Source organism: Paraburkholderia phenazinium (assembly GCF_900100735.1).
GTDB lineage: Bacteria > Pseudomonadota > Gammaproteobacteria > Burkholderiales > Burkholderiaceae > Paraburkholderia > Paraburkholderia phenazinia.
Window position 1 is genome coordinate 403589 of sequence record NZ_FNCJ01000003.1, and the last position, 17795, is coordinate 421383.

The following is a 17795-nucleotide window of genomic DNA, read 5'->3' on the forward strand; positions in this document are numbered from 1 at the left end:
CAACCCTCGACGTCCGTCACCCGAGCGTCGCAAGATATTGGTGTACGGCCTGAATGGCGGCCGCCCCTTCCCCCACGGCAGCCGCTACTCTCTTGACCGAGCCGCTGCGCACGTCACCGGCGGAAAAGATGCCGGGCCGGCTCGTCTCGAGATCGTGCGGCGGCCGCTCCGCTGTCCACTGGTCGCCCGTATCGGCGCCGGTCAGCACGAACCCATCCTTGTCGAGCGCGACACAATCGCCAAGCCACTTGGTACTCGGCTCGGCCCCAAGAAACAGGAACACGTGCCGGATGGGCTTGTGCTCGATCTGCCCCTGCCGGTTCCACGTGATCGACTCAAGTCTCGATTCGCCGCATAACTCGACGATCTTTGTCCTCGTGTGAAGCGTGATGTTGGCCGCCGCGTTGATCCGCCTGATCAGATACGCGGACATGCTGGCACTCAGTCCGTCGCCGCGAATCGCGACGTGGACATGACGGGCGAACCTTGCAAGGAATACGGCAGCCTGTCCGGCCGAATTCCCACCGCCAACCACGATCACCTCTTCGTTGTTGCAGAACGCACCCTCCATGAAGGTTGCACTGTAGTAGACGCCGCGCCCTTCGAAATGCCCAAGCCGCGGCAGGTCGGGTTTCCGATAACGCGCGCCGGTAGCAATGACGACCGCGTCGGCGTAGACGCCCTCATCATGATCCAGTCCGAGGTGAAACGATTGGTTCTCCGTGCAATCGATCTTCAGTGCCTCGATGGGCACGCCGACCTCGGCACCGAACTTGCGACATTGCGACAGGCCTCGGCCGGCTAGCGCCTGCCCCGATATGCCGGTCGGAAATCCAAAGTAATTCTCGATCTTCGAACTGGTGCCCGCTTGCCCTCCTGGCGCCTTGGCGTCCAGCACCGCCACTTTGAGTCCCTCCGAGGCGGCATACACCGCGGCCGCAAGCCCCGCGGGTCCGGCGCCGACCACCACGAGATCGAAGCGCTCGCCGTTCAGCCGGTCCGGGCTCAGGCCGATCGCATCGGCGGCGGCCCGGTTGCTCGGTTGTCTGAGCACGGTGCCTTGAAACGTGACCAACACCGGAATATCGGCCTCCGTTACGTCATAACGTGTCAGGAGCTCTTTTGTTTCCGCGTGCTCGACAATATCGAAGTAGGCCGAAGGCTGGCCGTTGCGGCTCAGGAAGTGACGCAGGCGCAGCGTTGGGGCTGAGGAGGTACTGCCAATCACCATCACGCCGGTATGCTGTCCCTGGATGAAAGCGACCCGGCGCAGGATGTAGGCGCGCATGATGGTTTCGCTTAACTCCGCTTCGGCAATCACAAGCGCGCGCAGTGACTCCTCGTCTATGACGATGACCTCGCAATCGGAAATGGCGCGCGTCGTTGCCGCTGCGGCCCGGCCGGCGAGCGTGCCAACCTCGCCGGTGAAACTGCCGGGGCCATGTGTGCCGAGGAATCTGGGCCCATCAACGGAGCCTCTGGTCGACTCGATCGTTCCGGAGAGAATGGCGAACATCGCGATGTGCCGGTCGCCTTCGGAATAGAGGATGTCGTTGGCTTTGAGCCTGCGTCGCTCGCCGTAGCGCTCCAGGATCGCCAGTTGCCTCTCGTCCAGCGTGGGATATATCTGGTGATAGCGGCTGCCGCCTGATGCCAGCTCGTTGGGCTTGCCTGAAGAGTCTTTGCTCATAGCGGATTCCGTCAAGTCAAGAAGCGATCCTTGTCGTGGAGCGGCTGCACCCACTATCCGTATGATATCTCCGCTTGCGACACGCGAGCGAGCCGTGCCTGCTCGCGTGTCCCTTCGCGTGTCCCTTCGCGTGTCCGCTTATCTGTCCGCTTATGTCACCGTTCAGGCGGCGACTTTTCGTTCCACGCCAAGCGGCAATTCAGGCATCTCCCGGTCGGACTGCGGCACGGAACCCAGCCGGCGATGCACGTCATGCGTCACGAAACCCTGTTCGCGGCTCGGCACATCGAACCACTCCCGATGCGCGAACGAATCGCGGATGTCTTCGAGACCGCTTTCCCAATGCTCCTGCATCGTGTCGATGCTGAACTCGTAGTCCTTGTAGTGCCCCTCATACGGCTTGTTCTTGTAGATCAGGTGCACCACATTGATCGCGCTGCCGTCGGCCGCCTCTTCCGCGAGGCGGAAGAGCGGATCGGTCTTGCGCAGATCGGGCGGAACGTGCGCCAGCAACTCCTTGATGAAGCGTGCATGCTTCTGACGATCCGCGAGCATGCTGGTAATCGCCCGCGTACGGCTCGAGTACTGAATATCTTTGGCACGCTCGGACACATCGAGGAAATCCCCGGGCGCATTGCCTCTCGCGCTCCACAGATCGACCTGAAAAACCAGCGCATCCTTGTGGTCCGCATCGCGCAGCACTTCGGTCAGCGGTGTGTTGGAAACCAGACCGCCGTCCCAGTAGTACTCGCCGTCGATTTCAACCGCCGGGAAACCCGGCGGCAACGCCCCTGACGCCATGAAATGCTCCGGCTCAAGACGCATTTTCGTGTTGTCGAAATACACCAGGTTGCCGGTTCGCACGTTCACGGCGCCCACCGAAACGCGAATGTCGCCGTCATTGATACGGTCGAAATCGGCGAACTTCAGCAGCGTTTCCCGCAGCGCGGCCGTGTCGTAATGACTGACCATGTTGGGGCTTTGCTTGCCAAAACCTGGCAGCGGCGATGGCACGCGCGGCGAGAAAAAGCCCGGCTGGCCCTCGGTGAGCGCGCGCCCGGCGGCCCACATGCTCGCCCACTTGCGCGACAGGTCGTGCAGCCCGAAGCCCGGCAGCGTCCATGCTCCCACCGCGCCGAGCCAGTCGCGCGGATGGCAGATCGAATTCCAGAAGCCGCGTAACGCTTCCACGCGTTTGTCCGGCGCATTACCGGCGATGATCGCGGTATTGAGTGCGCCGATCGAAACACCGGCAATCCAGTTCGGTTGCACTCCGGCCTCGGCCAGGCCTTCGTAGACGCCTGCCTGGTAAGACCCGAGCGCGCCGCCGCCCTGAAGCACCAGGGCAATTTCGTCGTAGCGCGGCAGCACGAAAGCATCTTGCTGCCGGTTGGTTTTTTTTGTGCTGCTGCGCATACGCACTCCCTTATTGCATTGACCAGCCGTGGCTGACAATCACGGACTGCCCCGTCAGCGCCGACGATTCGAAGCCCGCAAGAAACGCGACCGTATTGGCGACGTCTTCGACCGTGGTGAATTCACCGTCCACGGTTTCCTTGAGCATCACGTTCTTGACGACTTCGGCTTCGGAAATGCCGAGGGCCTTGGCCTGCTCGGGAATCTGCTTGTCGACGAGCGGTGTGCGCACAAAGCCTGGGCACACCACGTTCGCCCGCACGCCGCGCGGCCCGCCCTCTTTCGCCACCACCCGGGCCAGTCCCAGCAAACCGTGCTTGGCCGTCACATAGGCAGACTTCAGTTTCGATGCCTCGTGCGAATGCACCGAACCCATGTAGACGATCGAGCCGCCCTTGCCGCCCGCGTACATGTGCTTGATCGCCGCCTTGGTGGTGAGGAAGGCGCCATCCAGATGGATCGCCAGCATCTTCTTCCAGTCGGCGAACGCATACTCCTCGATGGGAGCGACGATCTGGATGCCCGCGTTCGAGACGAGCACATCAAGACTGCCCAACTCCTGCACAGCACGTTCAATGCCGCTATTGACGGCTTCTTCGCTGGTGACATCCATGGCGACTGCGAGTGCCTTGCCGTCCGCCGCGACGATACTGCTGGCGACCTTCTGCGCGTTCTCGAGATTCAGATCGGCGATGACCACCGCGGCGCCGAGGCTCGCGAGTTTGCGAGCGCACTGCTCGCCGATACCGCTTGCTGCACCGGTCACAAGTGCGACTTTATGATTCAACGACATGTTGCTTTCCTTGCCTTCAGGTTCACGAACCGCTATTGATTGACCGCGAGCTTCACGCTCCCGGTTGAGGCCATCTCGGTTGACGCCAGATAGTCCAGCGCAACCTCGCCGATATCCAGGGTGAGATTGGCGATCACATGCCGCGCGCCAACCACCCGCTTCACCGGTAGATCGGCAACGGGCGCGAGAGCGTGCGCATGCAGTTCGAGCGCGGCCGGACCCGACCACGCGCCCAGCACGCTCACGTCGCGCAGATAGAAGCGCACCAGTTCGCAGATGCGCGGCGAACCATCGACATGCGGTATCACCTTCAACAGGTAATTCGGTGTGTCCGCAAGCTTTTTGCGTTCGGTTTCCAGGTCAAGCGGGACATGCTTGAAGCCCATCGTGCCGGTGGCGACACGTTGCGTACCGTAGTCGAGCGTGCCGAGCAGCATGTCGTTGCCGTCGACGCTCAAGGTCGGCTTGGCGAGCTTCTTCGGAAAGCCCCAGATCTCCCGGCCGCCGGCGATCGGGCCTTCGTCATCGAGGTACATCGAATGCGTGTAGTTGCCGAGGCGCCCTTGCTGGTCGCGCACCGAGATGACCTGACCGCTTTCGGTGTAATCGCCGAAGCCCGACGAGTCCGGCATGCGAATAAATTCGTAGTGCACGAGATCGTTTTCCGGATGCAATGGCTCCGGCACAATGGCGCGCAGCGCGTCGAAATCGGTCTCATACGAAATGATGAAGTACTCCCGATTGATGAAGCGGTACGGCGGGCGAGGATAGGCTGGATTGTGAACAGGCATCGCAAAAGCGTCTTTGCGGATCGAAGCAAGGTTCATGAGACTCCTTATGGCTGGCAGCGCATACCGCGCCGGTGCAATGGTAGAGGCAATCGTCACGCGATGCGTACCGCCGTTTCTCAAAACACCGTTGTTGAAAATGCAACACCGGCGCTGGAACTTCGGCTGCGTCGTGCAACTCGGTGGGCGTTCAAATATGAGGCGCCAACGGCATGGCAAGCAAAATCGTTGCGGGTTCGGTGAAATCGTTTCGTAATGCGCGCGCCCCTTGCTTGCGGACCCTCATAGGTTATTTCCTGGGTAAAGACGGCGAGGACAATCGATTTCGAGTTTCGGCCAACCTTGAAGAGTGGCGAGACGCAGAGGAAGACGCCGGATTTACGCCGCTATAATTGACGCGATCTCAGATCGGAGGGCGCAAGCATGAAGTCGATTCTAGCGATGCTGACGGTGATGCTGTCGACGCAAGCGCGGCCGGCCTGAAGCTGATAGACATACCTGCGGACGCCGAAGGCCCGGCCTTGAAAGGTGCGGTTTGGTATCCCTGCGCCGAGGCGCCGTCCGATTTAAAGATTGGGCCGATCAGCGCGCCGGGGACAAAAGACTGCCCCGTTATGGGTAACAAGTTGCCACTAGTAGTGATTTCGCACGGAGCCGGCGGCTGGTTCGGCGGCCATCACGACGTTGCCGAGACGCTTGCCAACGCCGGCTTTGTCGTCGCCGCGATTGATCACCCACTGGATAGTGGCCGCTCGAAGATACGGCGTCCGGGCGACATCGCCTCCATGACCGAACGGCCAACTGACATCAAGCGGTTGATCGACTACATGCTTTCGGGCTGGCCGGACTCATCGCGGATCGACCCACAGCAGATTGGTTTTTTCGGGTTTTCAAGGGGCGGCTTTACAGGCCTGGCTCTAATCGGCGGTAGTCCTGATTTCCAGTTGTTGCTGGCCCACTGCCCGACCTATCCAGGCAATCACTGGTGCGAGCAAATCCGCAATGACTCCACTTTTGCTCAATCCCTGACACATGATCGACGGATCAAGGCTGCCGTGATTGCGGATCCGGGACTCGGCGCCGAATTTACAGCGAACGGATTGAAAGATGTGACGGTCCCGGTTCAACTCTGGGCCTCAGCATTCGGCGGGGACGGCGTGTCGCCGGAAGATGCCGCGACCGTCAGTCGAAATCTGCCGACGAAGCCGGATTATCGGGTGGTGCCCAATTCCGGCCATTTCGCGTTCATGGCCCCATGTGACGCCGAATTTACCAGGACAGTGACCAACTTTGGCGAGCCAGAGATTTGCACGGATGCGAACGGCTTCGATCGTGTGGCGTTTCATCGGTATTTTGACGCCGACGTTCTCGCTTTTTTCCGCAGCCATTTGGCCCAAACCGGTCAGCCCTGAATGGTGAGCCGGTGGCCGGCACTGGCGCCTCTCCCGGGTCGCCTTGGCGAAACCACGCACAGCGCCGGATGCGTCGTGGACCGCTGAAATCACCACGTTGGCCCAGAACCGCGAATCAAATCCCAGGTACCGGAACGGCTTGATCCAGATCAGCAGTCGCGGTCCATTCGTTGTCCATGATGAACACATACAGCATCCATCGGCGAGGTCCAACATGTATCGGCACATTCTTGCCGCCATCGACGGCAGTGACACATCCGCGCGAGCGTTCGAAACCGCCGTGCAACTCGCCCGCGAGTCCGGCGCAGAGTTGCAGCCACTTTATGTCGTCGATGTGCCGTTGATGGTCTACGACGCCCCTGGCTACGATCCAGGCGTCGTACGCGACGCGTTTCTTAAGGAAAGCAAGCATCTGGCTGACGACGCGCTTGCCCGGATGAAGCACGACAGCGTCCACGGGGCGCCACGGATCATCGAGACCAATCCGGTTGGCGGCGATTTCGATGTCGCCCATTGCATCCTCCATGCCGCCACCGACCTGAAGGCCGATCTGGTCGTGATGGGCACGCACGGCCGGCGCGGAATCCGGCGGCTCGTGCTCGGCAGCGTCGCCGAACGCTTTTTGAGGATTGCCGAGTGTCCGGTCCTGATGATCTCGGCCCACGGCGTTCCCGAGGTGGCCACAGATACGGTTGGTGCAGTCGAAAGCGACAAGAGCTCAACCTGCGCTGCAGAACGCCTGCCGACCGCGTGACTGGCGATCCTCGTTAGCGGATTGCCAGCACCGCGGCCCCCGTCAGTTTTCCCTCGCGCAGATCGGCGAGCGCCTGGTTTGCCTCGCCGAGCGGATAACGGGTCGTTTCGATGTCGAGCGCAACCTCGGCAGCGAGGCGCATGAACGCAAGCCCGTCTTCCCGCGTGAGATTGGCCACCGACACCACGCGCCGCTCGCCCCATAAAAAGTCATAGGGAAAGGATGGGATATCGCTCATGTGAATCCCACCGCACACCACCACACCGCCTTTGACCACGGCCTGCAACGCAAGCGGCACGAGTGCACCGACTGGAGCGAACAGCAGCGCGGCGTCGAGCTCGTCCGGCGCCGCTTCGTTGCTGCTGCCGGCCCACGTCGCGCCGAGCCGCAGCGCGAGCCGTTGCGCCGCCATATCGCCGTCACGCGTGAATGCATAGACCGAGCGTCCTTGATGACGCGCGATCTGGGCGACGATATGCGCTGCCGCGCCGAAGCCGTAGATGCCGATCCGCTGCGCATCGCCTGCCATGGCCAGCGTGCGATAGCCGATCAGTCCCGCGCACAGCAGCGGCGCTGCCTCCAGGTCCGAATATTGTTCCGGCAGATGGAAGCAATAGCGGCTGTCGGCGACCGTGCGCTCCGCATAGCCGCCGTCAATCGTGTACCCCGTGAAACCGGGTTCATCGCACAGATTCTCGCGACCGGAGCGACAGTAACGGCATTGGCCGCACGTGTGGCCCACCCATGGGACACCGACCCGTTGCCCAACACTAAAGCCGCTTACACCCGGCCCCACCGCGGCAACGGTGCCGACGATCTCATGGCCGGGGATCACGGGTCGCTTGGGATGGGGCAGCTCGTGGTCAACCAGATGCAGGTCGGTGCGGCAGACGCCGCAGGTATGGACGTCGATCAACAACTGGCCCGCTGCGGGGACAGGGTCCGCAACCTGCAGGTCGCGCAGTTGTCCGTCGGCGCCGTCGAATACCATTGCACGCATGTCACATCTCCCTTGCGCGATGCTTGCCACAGGCACGGTCATGGGAAGCGCGCTGCCCCACCTTGTCGCGTACCCGCTTGATCGCGAGTACCTGAATGTACTCCTGGATCCGCGCGCCGGCCGACAGCCGGCTGACTTCATCACGTACCATGCGAACCAGATCGTCTTCGCTAAGCGCCGTCCCTTGTGCGATCTCAAGCAGCGGCACCAATAGTGTATCGCGAGGCATGACAGAACTCCCCAGGGTGAACAGATACAGCGGATGGAGGTACACCTTAGGGACGTCAATTCAACGCAACGTGCGAGCCGTTCCTGCGTACCGATACGCTATAGGGTGTACGCTCGCCCCGGTCCACCGCTTGACGCACATCACGTTGCTTGCCGGTTGGATCGATACTTGAACGTTTCACACAAACGATTCGACTCGGGTGCCGCCTGAAACCATGCTTGATCTGCATCACCCGCTTTCCTTGCACGGCGGATAGACTTCAGATCATGGATCGCGCCTGGCAGATCCGGTTGATTCGAAATGCGCGGTAAGAGCCCTCGCGCACTTTTGGCGCCCGTTGTGCGGGCGCCCCTTTTTATCTGCCGAGTCATCGGGAAAGCACGACCTCATGCTTGAAAGACCGTGCGTCGCCTACCGGAAGCACCAAGCGTCCATAGGTTTCGTTGAGCATTAGCGCTGCAGACATCGAGAAGGCGCGCGGTGCGTTTCGGTGCAGGTGCGTTGCCTGTATCTGCGGCGCGCGTGTCAGCGTCTGTGCGCCGTTAGCGTCAAAGTTGAACCGTTATGACCGGCTCGACAGTGATGCAGATCAAGTCGCGGTGCGCTGAGGCGCCGATCCGCGGGTATATACGGATGCTGGCGGCAAAGCCCGTTATTCCGGCTCGCCGACCACTTCACGAAAATTTATCTCGGCACGCCGGATCTGCGCCGCGCAGCCCGCATAAGTCCACGCCGGTTCGCCGTCGCTCGCATACATGCCGCGGCACATGCCCTTCAAACGGATGGTGGTGGTGCCGTTTTCGTCGGTGCGCCGATCCGCCCAGAAATACGCTATGCCCGATTCGAGCGGCGTCCTGGTTTCGATCACGGACTCGTCGAGCCGGCTGATCGGCGTGCGGGAGTACAGTTGGACGTAGAGCCGCGTGCGGTTCCATACCTGATCGCAGGCGCTGCGCGAAATGCAAGTCACCCAGGCATGTTCGCGCGCCTCCTGAAGTTGCGTTTCGGTATCGCGAAACGCTGACAGTTGCGATTCGGTGCTGCATCCAGCCAGAACTGCAGCCGCGATCGCCAGTCGCAGCCAGGTTTTCATATGCCAGGCATCACCGGGTAAGATTCAGTATGGTCTTCGAAGCCTTTGACGCCAGGAATGCCTTGCGCTGCCACGCGCATGGCCTGCACCGCATCGGTCGACCAGATCACGCCCCACAGATGCACCACGCCGTCGCGCACGACGATATTGCGGCCGGCGAACGCCCATGGGTGGCCGCTCAGTTCACCCATCAACATGGCTCTGATCTCGCGGTCGCTTGGCGAGACCTCCGGTGCGGGCTCTTCCGGAACGCTCGCTAACGCCTGCACGAGATTGGCACGGCTAACGATGCCCACCACCCGGCCGTCGCGCAGCACTGGCAGGCGCTTGATGCGTTTCGTTTCCATCAGGTTGGCCACTTCGCTCAGCGGTGTAGTTTCGTTGACGGAAATCACCTCCTGCGTCATCGCATCCGCTACCGTGAGGGCGTGCGACTTGACGTAATCCACGGCGTCGCGGCTCGCAGAAAGGTGGTCCAGCCACCACGAGCGCCGGCGCTCAGCGGTCTCGAGTTCCGTGCGGTGAATCAGATCGCCTTCGCTCAGTATGCCGACGAGGTGGCCGTCCGCATCGAGCACGGGCGCACCGCTGATGCCGTGGTCCACGAGCACTTTGGCGGCCTCCCGTACGGTCATTTCAGGTTTGACCGATACGACGGTCGTGGTCATTACATCGAAAACGCGCATGACTATCTCCCAGGGTGGATGTCGTGAGCCGCCCGTACTGGCGGTGTGAGCGCTGATAACGGGTGTATGGCATGCGTCGCATGCCGCGACCCGAATTCGGATTCCGGACGCGCCGTGACCCTCACGCTTCAGACTACGCAATGCAGCGGCCGCCCAGTTGACGCACGTCAATGGCGCCCCCCAAGAAGCGCCGGGCTGTTGTTGGCGCGAGCGCCCTATTCCTGACCCCGGCTCCCGACGATGCAACCTTCAGACATTAGGCCGCCGGATTACGCGTGGCGTGCTCGAACTGGGTCTGCCGATCCTGGTCGACGCCACCTTCCTCAAGCAACGGCATCGTGCGCGTTTTATCGAACTGGCTACCGAGCTGGGCACGCCGGTATTTCTGCTCGATTTTTACGCGAGTCCGCGACGCCTCGCGCAACGTGTATGGAAGCGTTCAGGGGACCCCTGGCGCGCTTCCGACGCCGGTCCCGCAGTACTGGTGAGGCAACTGGCCAACGAGGAGCCGCTGACGCCGGAAGAGGCTGCGCTCACGGTCGGCTTCGACACCGACGTTCCGCCCGGTTCGTACGAGAACCCGCGATACTGGCACCGTTTGATCCTGCGCCTGCAGCGCGGCGCGCGCCACGGCGAAATCCCGGACAGCGCGCCGAGGTTGAGGCAGGCTTGACCTGATCAACCACCGGTCAGGGCGGTTCATAGACATCGCATGCCGGAGTGACATGCGTCAACACCAGCACCGGCGCAGTCCATACACTCGCCCTATGTCCGTTCAATGGAGTCCCCGCCGTGAATGCACCAGGAAGCACATTTCGCAACGTCAGCGTTGCCTGCCTGCTGGCCACGGCGAGCGCTGCCGCGTTCGGGCAAGCTGAACCGGACGGGCTCGTGGACCAGCATCATTGCATGTTCTGCCATACCAACGATGCGCCCTTTCTCGCCCCTTCGTTCCAGCAGATCGCCGATCGCTACCGCAACGTGCCGAACGCCAGCGCGATGCTCGAAGAAAAGCTGCGGCTCGGCGGCAAGGCTCACTGGGGTGATATGGCGATGCCGCTGCCGGCAGATCGCGGAGGGCCGATTTCTCCGCAGGATGCCCATGCGCTCGTTCAGTGGGTCTTGATCCAGTAGTGCCTGGGTTGTAGTGCCTGGGTCGTTTATCGGGCGCGCTGCTCGATCGCCGGTGGTGTGCTGCGATCAGCCCCCCGCTCCCCCATCGAGCGACGCCGCCCGCATCGCCTCGGCAGGATTGGTGAAAAACTGCCGACGCAACTGCGCAACCTGCGCATCGTGATCCGGTTGGGACAAGCCACGCTTGTCGATCTGCGCACGCTGCGACGCATAGTCCGCATAACGGGCACGCCAGGCGTCGTCGTCTTTCTGCATCTGGACGACCCGTTCCGCCGCTGCGGGTCCCAGTTTCTGCGCGATCTGTGCGCGCATCTCGTCAAGCGACGCCCCCTGCTTCTGTAACTGGGCAATCTCATCTACCGACGCCTGCTGTTGCCGGGCCCGCTCGCGAGCCGCGCGTTCTTGCGGCGGCAATGTTGCATCCAGAGTCGCGAGGCGTGCGGCCTTTTCTGCTTCGGTGAGGGTTGGGTCCGAGTTGATGCGCAAGCGCGCCAGATCGTTTCGTTGACGCTGCTGTTCGTCGCCGAAAAACGGCTTGCTCCATTCGCCCATCATGCGGGTGCTCAACGCATCGCGCTGGTCGAGCGCCAGTTGTACCGCATCGAGATCCAGCTTGCTGCCAGGCATGCTGGCCGGCTGCGGCAACTGATCCCGCGCGGTGAGGTACGCGGTGTAGCGTTGCCATACGGCCACGGCTTCATCGTTGGCAGCCGTGCCCTCGAGCTGCGCGGCGATCTGCCGGCGCACCAGCGCATCCAATGCGGTTGCCGACATCTCGCTCTGCGCGCTCAGGAAGTAATCGAAGAAATCGCGTACCGCCCGCGTGTGTGCGAGGCGTCCGCCGGCCACGAGCGGCAGGCGCGGCGGCGACGATCCATTCAGCGAGGCGGGCAGCGCATTGGCGGCAGGGCCACCGGCGAATGGGGCGTTAGTGGCTTGCGGTGCCGCCGGCGAACCATCCGCATGCTGCGCTGCGGCACGACTGGCGCGCAGCGGCGCGGTATTGAACCAGAGCGTGGCCCCGATCGACACCGCGCCCACCACCGCAACAGCGAGCCATGTGCGGCGCGCGCCGACGGCGCGCCCTTGCCTGCGTGACATCGCTCAAACGCCCTGGGTCTTCAACCGGTTTGCGTGAGTGCGGATGACCGCCACCGGGTCGGCGGCATTCTGGCCGAGTATGCCGAGCAACTGGTTGATTTCGTCGAGGTGGTTCCATTTGTACGTCGTGCTGAGCACCTGGCCATAGAGTGCGCTGCAGACCGCCACCACGCCGTCGTTCGGTCCAGCCTGGCGGTTCACCATGACCACACCGCTGCCGTATAGCAGCGGCGTTGCCGGGTCGAGGACTTCCGCGGGGTCAAGCGGGCCGGAGACACTCGTATCCACAGCGCCCTGAATGCCGAGTATCGAGGTCGGCTGGATGGCGCTGCCGGCCCACGAGTACAGCAGATGCGTATTGCCGTTGACGGTTTCGGTGGGCGCACCGGTCTGGCAGGAACCGGGCGCGCCGAGGCCGGCACTCGGATAACTCGAGTTGAAGGACGCGGCGCCCGCGGTGGTCAGCACGCCGAGCGCTGCGAGGGCATTCTGGTTGGTGTTGTGGGAGTCACTGGTCACCACGCCGAATAGATTGGCGAACGCTGCGAGGATCGGCGTCGACAAGCCGGTCGGGTCTTTTTGCAAGGCCTCTTGAACGAAGTCGGCAAACTGGGAGCCGAAATGCGGTGTGCCGATCGTCGTCACCGAAGCCACGAGATCCGGCGCGACAGCGGCGACATAGCGCGAGGTCAAACCGCCCTGGCTATGGCCGATCAGATTGACTTTGGTTGCGCCGGTCGCGGCCAGCACCTGCTTCACGTAGGCGAGCAACTGTTCGCCGCGGCCATTCGGCCCGGCGTCGCTCTGAAAGCCCGACAGGTCCGCGACATAGACGTTCGCGCCATGCTGTTCGAGATCCGCCTGGATGCCGTAAAAGTAGTCGAGTACGCCGAGGTACTTGGAGGTGCCGGTAATGCCGTGCACGAGGATGATGGGATAGCGAGTGGCCGCATAGTCGTCGGTACTGGCCGGCGAGCTGGCGGCGACGGCAGGCGCGACCGCGGAAGGAGCGAGGGTCATCAGCGCAGCAAGCGGTGCGTTGCTTAGCACCGCAGCTACAGCCCATGCGATGACACGAGAAGCTTTTGATTTCGACATATGACAGTCTCCGGTGCAAAGTTGGCGTATTTAGCACTGGAAAACGGTACCGGGGCAATAGAGCGAGGACTCCAAAACGTTTGCGCGGCGGGGATTTCTAGCGTTAACGGGGATGTTGCGATGCGGTGTGAATGTCAATGTTTAAACATCGAGGATGCGCTCCGCATGTGCGCTTGCCGTTGCGACGTCGTGATATGACAAATCCCGTATACGTTAAAGATCGCCAATTGATAAAGATAACTAACATTATAGATTGACAGAATTTCCCGGTGTGGTCGGCTCGCCGGTGAGCCACCCGCGTGGCTCAAGCGCCCGACAAGCTAGAATAGCCGCCGCCCTTCCCGGACAGATTTGGCCTGTAAACAGATAGAAATCTATGCATTCCGCATTCGAGAAAATCCGCCTCGGCAAATGGGTCAAGCCCGTGCCGGTTTACCAGGCCCTCGAGCCGCGAAGCGCCAAAGCAGGCACAGCGCCTTTTCGCATAGAATCGCTGTCACATCCACGTCGGACCGGTAGCTAAAGAACAATGCGGGGTAACCCGGAGCAACGGGGGCAGCGCGGCTATCTGCACCCTAACCTTTCCTTGCCTGAGATTGCCGGTTGGCAAAAGCGTCGCTATGAAACCCGCCCTATGAAAGCTGAAGTATTCGTTGCCCGTCAGCCGATACTCGATCGGAACGGCGTCACCGTCGCGCAGGAACTGTTGTTCCGGGAGACCGGCAAGGATGCAGCCCAGGTTCAGGACGATTACGCGGCCACCGCTGCTGTGGTCGAGCGCACCGTAGGCGTGTTTGGTATTGAACACGTGCTCGGTCATGGCGATGGTTTCCTGAACTGCACGGGCGATTTCCTCCATTTCGGCAGTGTCGATGTTCTGCCCGCAGCGCGTTTTGTGCTTGAAATTCTTGAAGGAACCGCGCTCACCGCCGAACTGGGCGAGCGCTGCGACGAATTGCGCCATGCGGGCTTTCGCATCGCACTCGACCATGTGCGTTCCATTAGCTCGCAGACTGAGCGTTTTCTGCCGCACGTCGATATCGTCAAGCTCGACTGGCCGTACATCGCAACCGACGAACGCAGCCATGTCGTCGAGGACTGCCGGCGTCACGGAAAACGGGTGCTCGCGCAAAAGGTCGAAGACCGGACCGATCATGCCGCAGCAATGCTCGCCGGATGCGACCTGTTTCAGGGCTTCTACTTTGCACGGCCACAGCTGCTGACTGCCAGCAGAACACCCTCCCGGTTCGCGGCGGTCTTCCGGGTGCTCGAACTGCTGCGGGAAGACGCAGGCAGCGGGCCGCTGGAGGAGGCGCTCAAACATGCGCCCGCCCTCGTCATTCAACTGCTGCGGCTTGCCAACAATGCAAGCCAGCGGCGCTGGCGCCACGCCCCCATCACGTCGATCGGACAAGCGGTGGCGGCGGTCGGCAGCAAAACCTTGATGTTGTGGTGCTGCCTGTTGCTGTATGGCAATCCGGCGGACCTGCAATTCGGCCGCAGTCCGCTGGCGCAGCTCGTAGAGCAAAGGGCGAACTTCATGGAGCGGGCGGCCACGGAACTCGCGCCGGAGGATGACGGCTTCCACGAAGCGGCGTGGCTCGCCGGGCTGCTGTCGCTCGCGTATGTTCCTTGCGGCGTCACGGCCGAAGTGTTTTTCGCCGACATGCCGATCGACGCCGTCATCCAGCAGGCCATCCTCGGACACGAAGGCGTGCTGGGTACCCTGCTCGCGATTGCCGAGCATCTGGAACAAGGGCAGTTTGACGCCGCATACCAGCAAGCGGGTGCGCTCGGCACGGAGTTCGCCGTAAAGCTGCCGGGTCTGGTCCTGTGAGCTGAACAAGCAGGTCGGGTGTGCGCCTGGCGGCGGACATAAGCCCGGCTCATCGGCGGCGTCGTGATACTCAAGCTGACGCCACAAGTGCTGGTGGGATGAGCGCGGCCAGCTCATGCTGGCCTAAACATGCCCCTTGTAGGCCGTGAGCGGTTGCCCGATGCGCGCGCCCATCTCCGCGCCGAGCGCCTGCAGGCCGCTCAGCGGCCGCACCATCACTTCGAAATCGACGATCCTGCCGGTCTCGTCGAAGCGGATGAAGTCGATCCCTTTGAGGTTCTTGTCGCCAACCCGCGCACTGAACTCGAGCACGACACTCAGGCCGTCATCCGAGGCGAGCTGGCGATGGTAGGTGAAGTCCTCGAATACCTGCAGGACGGTTTTCAGCGCCAGTTCCAGCGCAGGCGCCGAATGATACGGCGTGAACGCCATGGGCGAACGGAATACGACCTCCGGGTGCGTAATCGCGCCAAGACCGCCGAGATCGCGGCGCTCGATCATCGCATGCCACTTCGCAAGCGACGGCGCGACTGCAGGATGCAAGCCGGCAGGTGGGGACGAGTGGCTCTGGGTAGTAGTCAACATGCTCTCCTCGTGGAATCTGGATTCAACGGCCGGGCAATGATGTTCAGCGTAACCGCGACTTCAGAGCGTCGCCGCAAGCGTCGCACCCTGCAGGATCGCCCGCTTCGCGTCGAGTTCCGCGGCGACGTCCGCTCCGCCGATCAGGTGCACCGCGCAGCCCGCTGCACGCAAACCTTCGTACAGTTCGCGCAGCGGTTCCTGTCCCGCGCAGATCACGATATGGTCGGCCGCCAAGGTCTGCCGCTCGCCATCGATGCTCACATGCAGGCCGGCGGCGTCGATGCGCTCGTAGGTGACGTTCGACGACATCGCCACGCGGCGCGCCTTTAACGAGGTGCGGTGAATCCAGCCGGTGGTCTTGCCGAGCTGCTCGCCGACCTTGGTGGCCTTGCGCTGCAGCAGATGGACACGGCGCGCCGGCGTCTCGACGTGCGGCATGCGGATGCCGCCGCGCGCTTCATAGGCGGTGTCGATACCCCATTCGGCGTAGAACTTCGCCGGCTCGACGCTCGCGCTCGCGCCTTCGTGGGTCAGGTATTCGGCCACGTCGAAGCCGATCCCGCCGGCGCCGATCACCGCCACGTTCGCGCCGACCGGCTTGCCGTCGCGCAGCACATCGAGGTAGCCGAGCACATTTGCGCGGTCCACGCCGTCGATCTCGGGCACGCGCGGCGTCACGCCGGTCGCCAGCACGATCTCGTCGAACTGCCCGTCGACCAGGCGCGCGACGTCGATGCGCGTATTGAGCCGCACGTCGACGCGCTGCAGTTCGAGCTGCCGGCGGAAGTAGCGCAGCGTCTCGTTGAACTCTTCCTTGCCGGGGACTTTCCTGGCGATGTTGAACTGGCCGCCGATCTGCGCGCCGGCCTCGAACAGCGTGACGTCATGCCCGCGTTCGGCGGCCGTGATCGAGAAGCTGAGGCCCGCAGGACCCGCGCCCACGACCGCGATCCGCTTGCGCTGCGGAGCCGGCTCGATCACGAGCTCGGTTTCGTGGCAGGCGCGCGGATTGACAAGACACGAGGTGATCTTGCCGCCAAACGTGTGATCGAGACACGCCTGATTGCAGCCAATGCAGGTGTTGATTTCATCCGCGCGCCCCTCGCGCGCCTTGCGCACGAAGGCGGGGTCCGCGAGGAACGGCCGCGCCATCGATACCATGTCGCACACGCCATCGGCGAGCAACTGCTCGGCGACTTCAGGCGTGTTGATCCGGTTGGTCGCGATCAGCGGAATGCCGACCTTGCCCATCAGCCGCTGCGTGACCCACGCATACGCGGCGCGCGGCACCTTGGTGGCGATGGTCGGAATGCGCGCCTCGTGCCAGCCGATGCCGGTGTTGAGAATCGTCGCGCCGGCCGCCTCGATCGCCTGAGCGAGCTGGATCACCTCGTCGAGCGTCGAGCCGCCTTCGACGAGATCGAGCATCGACAGCCGGTAGATCACGATGAAGTTCTTGCCGACACGCTCGCGCACCCGCTGCACGATCTCAACCGCAAAACGGATGCGGTTCTGGTACGCGCCGCCCCACTCATCCTCGCGATGATTGCTGCGCCGCGCGATGAATTCGTTGATCAGGTAGCCTTCCGAGCCCATGATCTCGACGCCGTCATAGCCCGCATGCTGCGCGAGCGCGGCACAGCGCACGAAATCGGCAATCGTCTGCTCGACCTCCTCGCTGCTTAGCGCATGCGGCGTGAACGGATTGATCGGCGCCTTGAGCGCACTCGGCGCCACCAGCGCGGGGTGATATGCGTAACGGCCGAAATGCAGGATCTGCATGGCGATCTTGCCACCTTCGGCATGCACCGCGCGTGTCACGACGCGATGGCGCTCCGCCTCCGCTTCTGTGGTCAGCATTGCGCCGCCGGCCGCGGGCCTGCCCCGCTCGTTTGGCGCGATGCCGCCCGTGACGATCAGGCCGACTTCACCCCGTGCCCGCTCCGCATAGAACGCGGCCATCCGCTCGAAACCGTTCGGTGCCTCTTCCAGGCCAACGTGCATCGAGCCCATCAAGACACGATTTCTGAGTGTCGTAAAGCCGAGGTCAAGCGGCGTCGTCAGATGCGGATAGGGATTCATCGAAGTTGTCTCCGTTTATGCAACCAGTTGCACGGATACTAGCTCGCAGTCGTCGTTAATGCAACTGGTTGCATTAAATTTCCCGGTGGAGGATCCT

General features: G+C 62.5%; 18 protein-coding genes. 6 read left to right on the plus strand and 12 right to left on the minus strand.

Features of this window, described 5'->3' with window-relative positions:
- Positions 1 to 16: 16 nt before the first annotated feature.
- From BLQ92_RS08925 to BLQ92_RS08940, 4 genes are all read right to left on the minus strand, one after another.
- A complete protein-coding gene (locus BLQ92_RS08925) occupies positions 17 to 1690 on the minus strand; it encodes an FAD-dependent oxidoreductase (protein ID WP_090683521.1) in 1674 nt (557 codons plus the stop codon).
- A gap of 162 nt (positions 1691 to 1852) precedes the next feature.
- Entirely contained in the window at positions 1853 to 3106 is a 1254-nt protein-coding gene (locus tag BLQ92_RS08930) for a DUF3734 domain-containing protein (RefSeq protein ID WP_090683523.1), read from the minus strand.
- A 10-nt stretch (positions 3107 to 3116) separates the two neighbouring features.
- The gene (locus BLQ92_RS08935) at positions 3117 to 3899 is read right to left on the minus strand and encodes a 3-hydroxybutyrate dehydrogenase (protein ID WP_090683525.1); all 783 of its coding nucleotides are present in this window, start codon (positions 3897 to 3899) and stop codon (positions 3117 to 3119) included.
- 32 nt (positions 3900 to 3931) lie between these two features.
- Entirely contained in the window at positions 3932 to 4726 is a 795-nt protein-coding gene (locus BLQ92_RS08940; protein ID WP_090683526.1) for an acetoacetate decarboxylase, read from the minus strand.
- 173 nt (positions 4727 to 4899) lie between these two features.
- Here BLQ92_RS08940 and BLQ92_RS39285 point away from each other — a divergent pair, with 173 nt between their 5' ends.
- From BLQ92_RS39285 to BLQ92_RS08950, 3 genes are all read left to right on the plus strand, one after another.
- Complete coding sequence (locus BLQ92_RS39285; protein WP_143016546.1) at positions 4900 to 5079, plus strand: hypothetical protein; 180 nt, start codon at positions 4900 to 4902, stop codon at positions 5077 to 5079.
- A complete protein-coding gene (locus tag BLQ92_RS08945) occupies positions 5080 to 6099 on the plus strand; it encodes an alpha/beta hydrolase family protein (RefSeq protein WP_244896630.1) in 1020 nt (339 codons plus the stop codon).
- 214 nt (positions 6100 to 6313) lie between these two features.
- A complete protein-coding gene (locus BLQ92_RS08950) occupies positions 6314 to 6853 on the plus strand; it encodes a universal stress protein (protein WP_090683528.1) in 540 nt (179 codons plus the stop codon).
- Between the two features lie 13 nt (positions 6854 to 6866).
- On the opposite strand, the gene BLQ92_RS08955 is transcribed toward BLQ92_RS08950, so the two are convergent.
- The 4 genes from BLQ92_RS08955 to BLQ92_RS08970 all read right to left on the minus strand — a co-directional run bounded on the left by BLQ92_RS08955 (position 6867) and on the right by BLQ92_RS08970 (position 9861).
- Positions 6867 to 7853, minus strand: a complete 987-nt coding sequence (locus BLQ92_RS08955) for a zinc-dependent alcohol dehydrogenase family protein (protein WP_090683530.1) — start codon at positions 7851 to 7853, stop codon at positions 6867 to 6869.
- Between the two features lies 1 nt (position 7854).
- On the minus strand, positions 7855 to 8082 hold the full coding sequence (locus BLQ92_RS08960) for a DUF3562 domain-containing protein (protein ID WP_143016547.1): 228 nt from the start codon (positions 8080 to 8082) through the stop codon (positions 7855 to 7857).
- A 652-nt stretch (positions 8083 to 8734) separates the two neighbouring features.
- Complete coding sequence (locus tag BLQ92_RS08965) at positions 8735 to 9175, minus strand: putative periplasmic lipoprotein (RefSeq protein ID WP_090683533.1); 441 nt, start codon at positions 9173 to 9175, stop codon at positions 8735 to 8737.
- On the minus strand, positions 9172 to 9861 hold the full coding sequence (locus BLQ92_RS08970) for a CBS domain-containing protein (protein ID WP_090683534.1): 690 nt from the start codon (positions 9859 to 9861) through the stop codon (positions 9172 to 9174). The genes BLQ92_RS08965 and BLQ92_RS08970 overlap by 4 nt, the downstream gene beginning before the upstream one ends.
- A 157-nt stretch (positions 9862 to 10018) precedes the next feature.
- On the opposite strand from BLQ92_RS08970, the gene BLQ92_RS08975 reads away from it, so the two are divergent.
- Positions 10019 to 10534 (plus strand): P-loop nucleotide/nucleoside kinase family protein, encoded by a 516-nt coding sequence (locus BLQ92_RS08975; RefSeq protein WP_090683537.1) that lies wholly within the window; start codon positions 10019 to 10021, stop codon positions 10532 to 10534.
- A 119-nt stretch (positions 10535 to 10653) separates the two neighbouring features.
- Positions 10654 to 10995 carry a c-type cytochrome gene (locus BLQ92_RS08980; protein ID WP_090683539.1) on the plus strand — a complete coding sequence of 114 codons (342 nt, stop codon included), beginning with the start codon at positions 10654 to 10656 and terminating at the stop codon, positions 10993 to 10995.
- A 66-nt stretch (positions 10996 to 11061) separates the two neighbouring features.
- Here BLQ92_RS08980 and BLQ92_RS08985 read toward each other — a convergent pair whose 3' ends face one another.
- Positions 11062 to 12096, minus strand: a complete 1035-nt coding sequence (locus tag BLQ92_RS08985) for a lipase secretion chaperone (RefSeq protein WP_090683540.1) — start codon at positions 12094 to 12096, stop codon at positions 11062 to 11064.
- A 3-nt stretch (positions 12097 to 12099) separates the two neighbouring features.
- Positions 12100 to 13194 carry a triacylglycerol lipase gene (locus BLQ92_RS08990; protein ID WP_090683542.1) on the minus strand — a complete coding sequence of 365 codons (1095 nt, stop codon included), beginning with the start codon at positions 13192 to 13194 and terminating at the stop codon, positions 12100 to 12102.
- Between the two features lie 634 nt (positions 13195 to 13828).
- On the opposite strand from BLQ92_RS08990, the gene BLQ92_RS08995 reads away from it, so the two are divergent.
- The gene (locus BLQ92_RS08995; protein ID WP_175772244.1) at positions 13829 to 15031 is read left to right on the plus strand and encodes an EAL and HDOD domain-containing protein; all 1203 of its coding nucleotides are present in this window, start codon (positions 13829 to 13831) and stop codon (positions 15029 to 15031) included.
- Positions 15032 to 15154: 123 nt separating this feature from the next.
- Here BLQ92_RS08995 and BLQ92_RS09000 read toward each other — a convergent pair whose 3' ends face one another.
- Together BLQ92_RS09000 and BLQ92_RS09005 are read right to left on the minus strand one after the other, a co-directional pair.
- On the minus strand, positions 15155 to 15616 hold the full coding sequence (locus BLQ92_RS09000; RefSeq protein ID WP_090683545.1) for a nuclear transport factor 2 family protein: 462 nt from the start codon (positions 15614 to 15616) through the stop codon (positions 15155 to 15157).
- Positions 15617 to 15676: 60 nt separating this feature from the next.
- Positions 15677 to 17698 (minus strand): oxidoreductase, encoded by a 2022-nt coding sequence (locus BLQ92_RS09005; protein WP_090683546.1) that lies wholly within the window; start codon positions 17696 to 17698, stop codon positions 15677 to 15679.
- Positions 17699 to 17795 lie beyond the last annotated feature (97 nt).

Coding starts and splice junctions, on each gene's coding strand:
- BLQ92_RS08925 (WP_090683521.1), bottom strand. CDS start 1,690: ATGAGCAAAGACTCTTCAGGCAAGCCCAACGAGCTGGCATCAGGCGGC.
- BLQ92_RS08930 (WP_090683523.1), bottom strand. CDS start 3,106: ATGCGCAGCAGCACAAAAAAAACCAACCGGCAGCAAGATGCTTTCGTG.
- BLQ92_RS08935 (WP_090683525.1), bottom strand. CDS start 3,899: ATGTCGTTGAATCATAAAGTCGCACTTGTGACCGGTGCAGCAAGCGGT.
- BLQ92_RS08940 (WP_090683526.1), bottom strand. CDS start 4,726: ATGAACCTTGCTTCGATCCGCAAAGACGCTTTTGCGATGCCTGTTCAC.
- BLQ92_RS39285 (WP_143016546.1), top strand. CDS start 4,900: ATGGCAAGCAAAATCGTTGCGGGTTCGGTGAAATCGTTTCGTAATGCG.
- BLQ92_RS08950 (WP_090683528.1), top strand. CDS start 6,314: ATGTATCGGCACATTCTTGCCGCCATCGACGGCAGTGACACATCCGCG.
- BLQ92_RS08955 (WP_090683530.1), bottom strand. CDS start 7,853: ATGCGTGCAATGGTATTCGACGGCGCCGACGGACAACTGCGCGACCTG.
- BLQ92_RS08960 (WP_143016547.1), bottom strand. CDS start 8,082: ATGCCTCGCGATACACTATTGGTGCCGCTGCTTGAGATCGCACAAGGG.
- BLQ92_RS08965 (WP_090683533.1), bottom strand. CDS start 9,175: ATGAAAACCTGGCTGCGACTGGCGATCGCGGCTGCAGTTCTGGCTGGA.
- BLQ92_RS08970 (WP_090683534.1), bottom strand. CDS start 9,861: ATGCGCGTTTTCGATGTAATGACCACGACCGTCGTATCGGTCAAACCT.
- BLQ92_RS08985 (WP_090683540.1), bottom strand. CDS start 12,096: ATGTCACGCAGGCAAGGGCGCGCCGTCGGCGCGCGCCGCACATGGCTC.
- BLQ92_RS08990 (WP_090683542.1), bottom strand. CDS start 13,194: ATGTCGAAATCAAAAGCTTCTCGTGTCATCGCATGGGCTGTAGCTGCG.
- BLQ92_RS08995 (WP_175772244.1), top strand. CDS start 13,829: ATGAAAGCTGAAGTATTCGTTGCCCGTCAGCCGATACTCGATCGGAAC.
- BLQ92_RS09000 (WP_090683545.1), bottom strand. CDS start 15,616: ATGTTGACTACTACCCAGAGCCACTCGTCCCCACCTGCCGGCTTGCAT.
- BLQ92_RS09005 (WP_090683546.1), bottom strand. CDS start 17,698: ATGAATCCCTATCCGCATCTGACGACGCCGCTTGACCTCGGCTTTACG.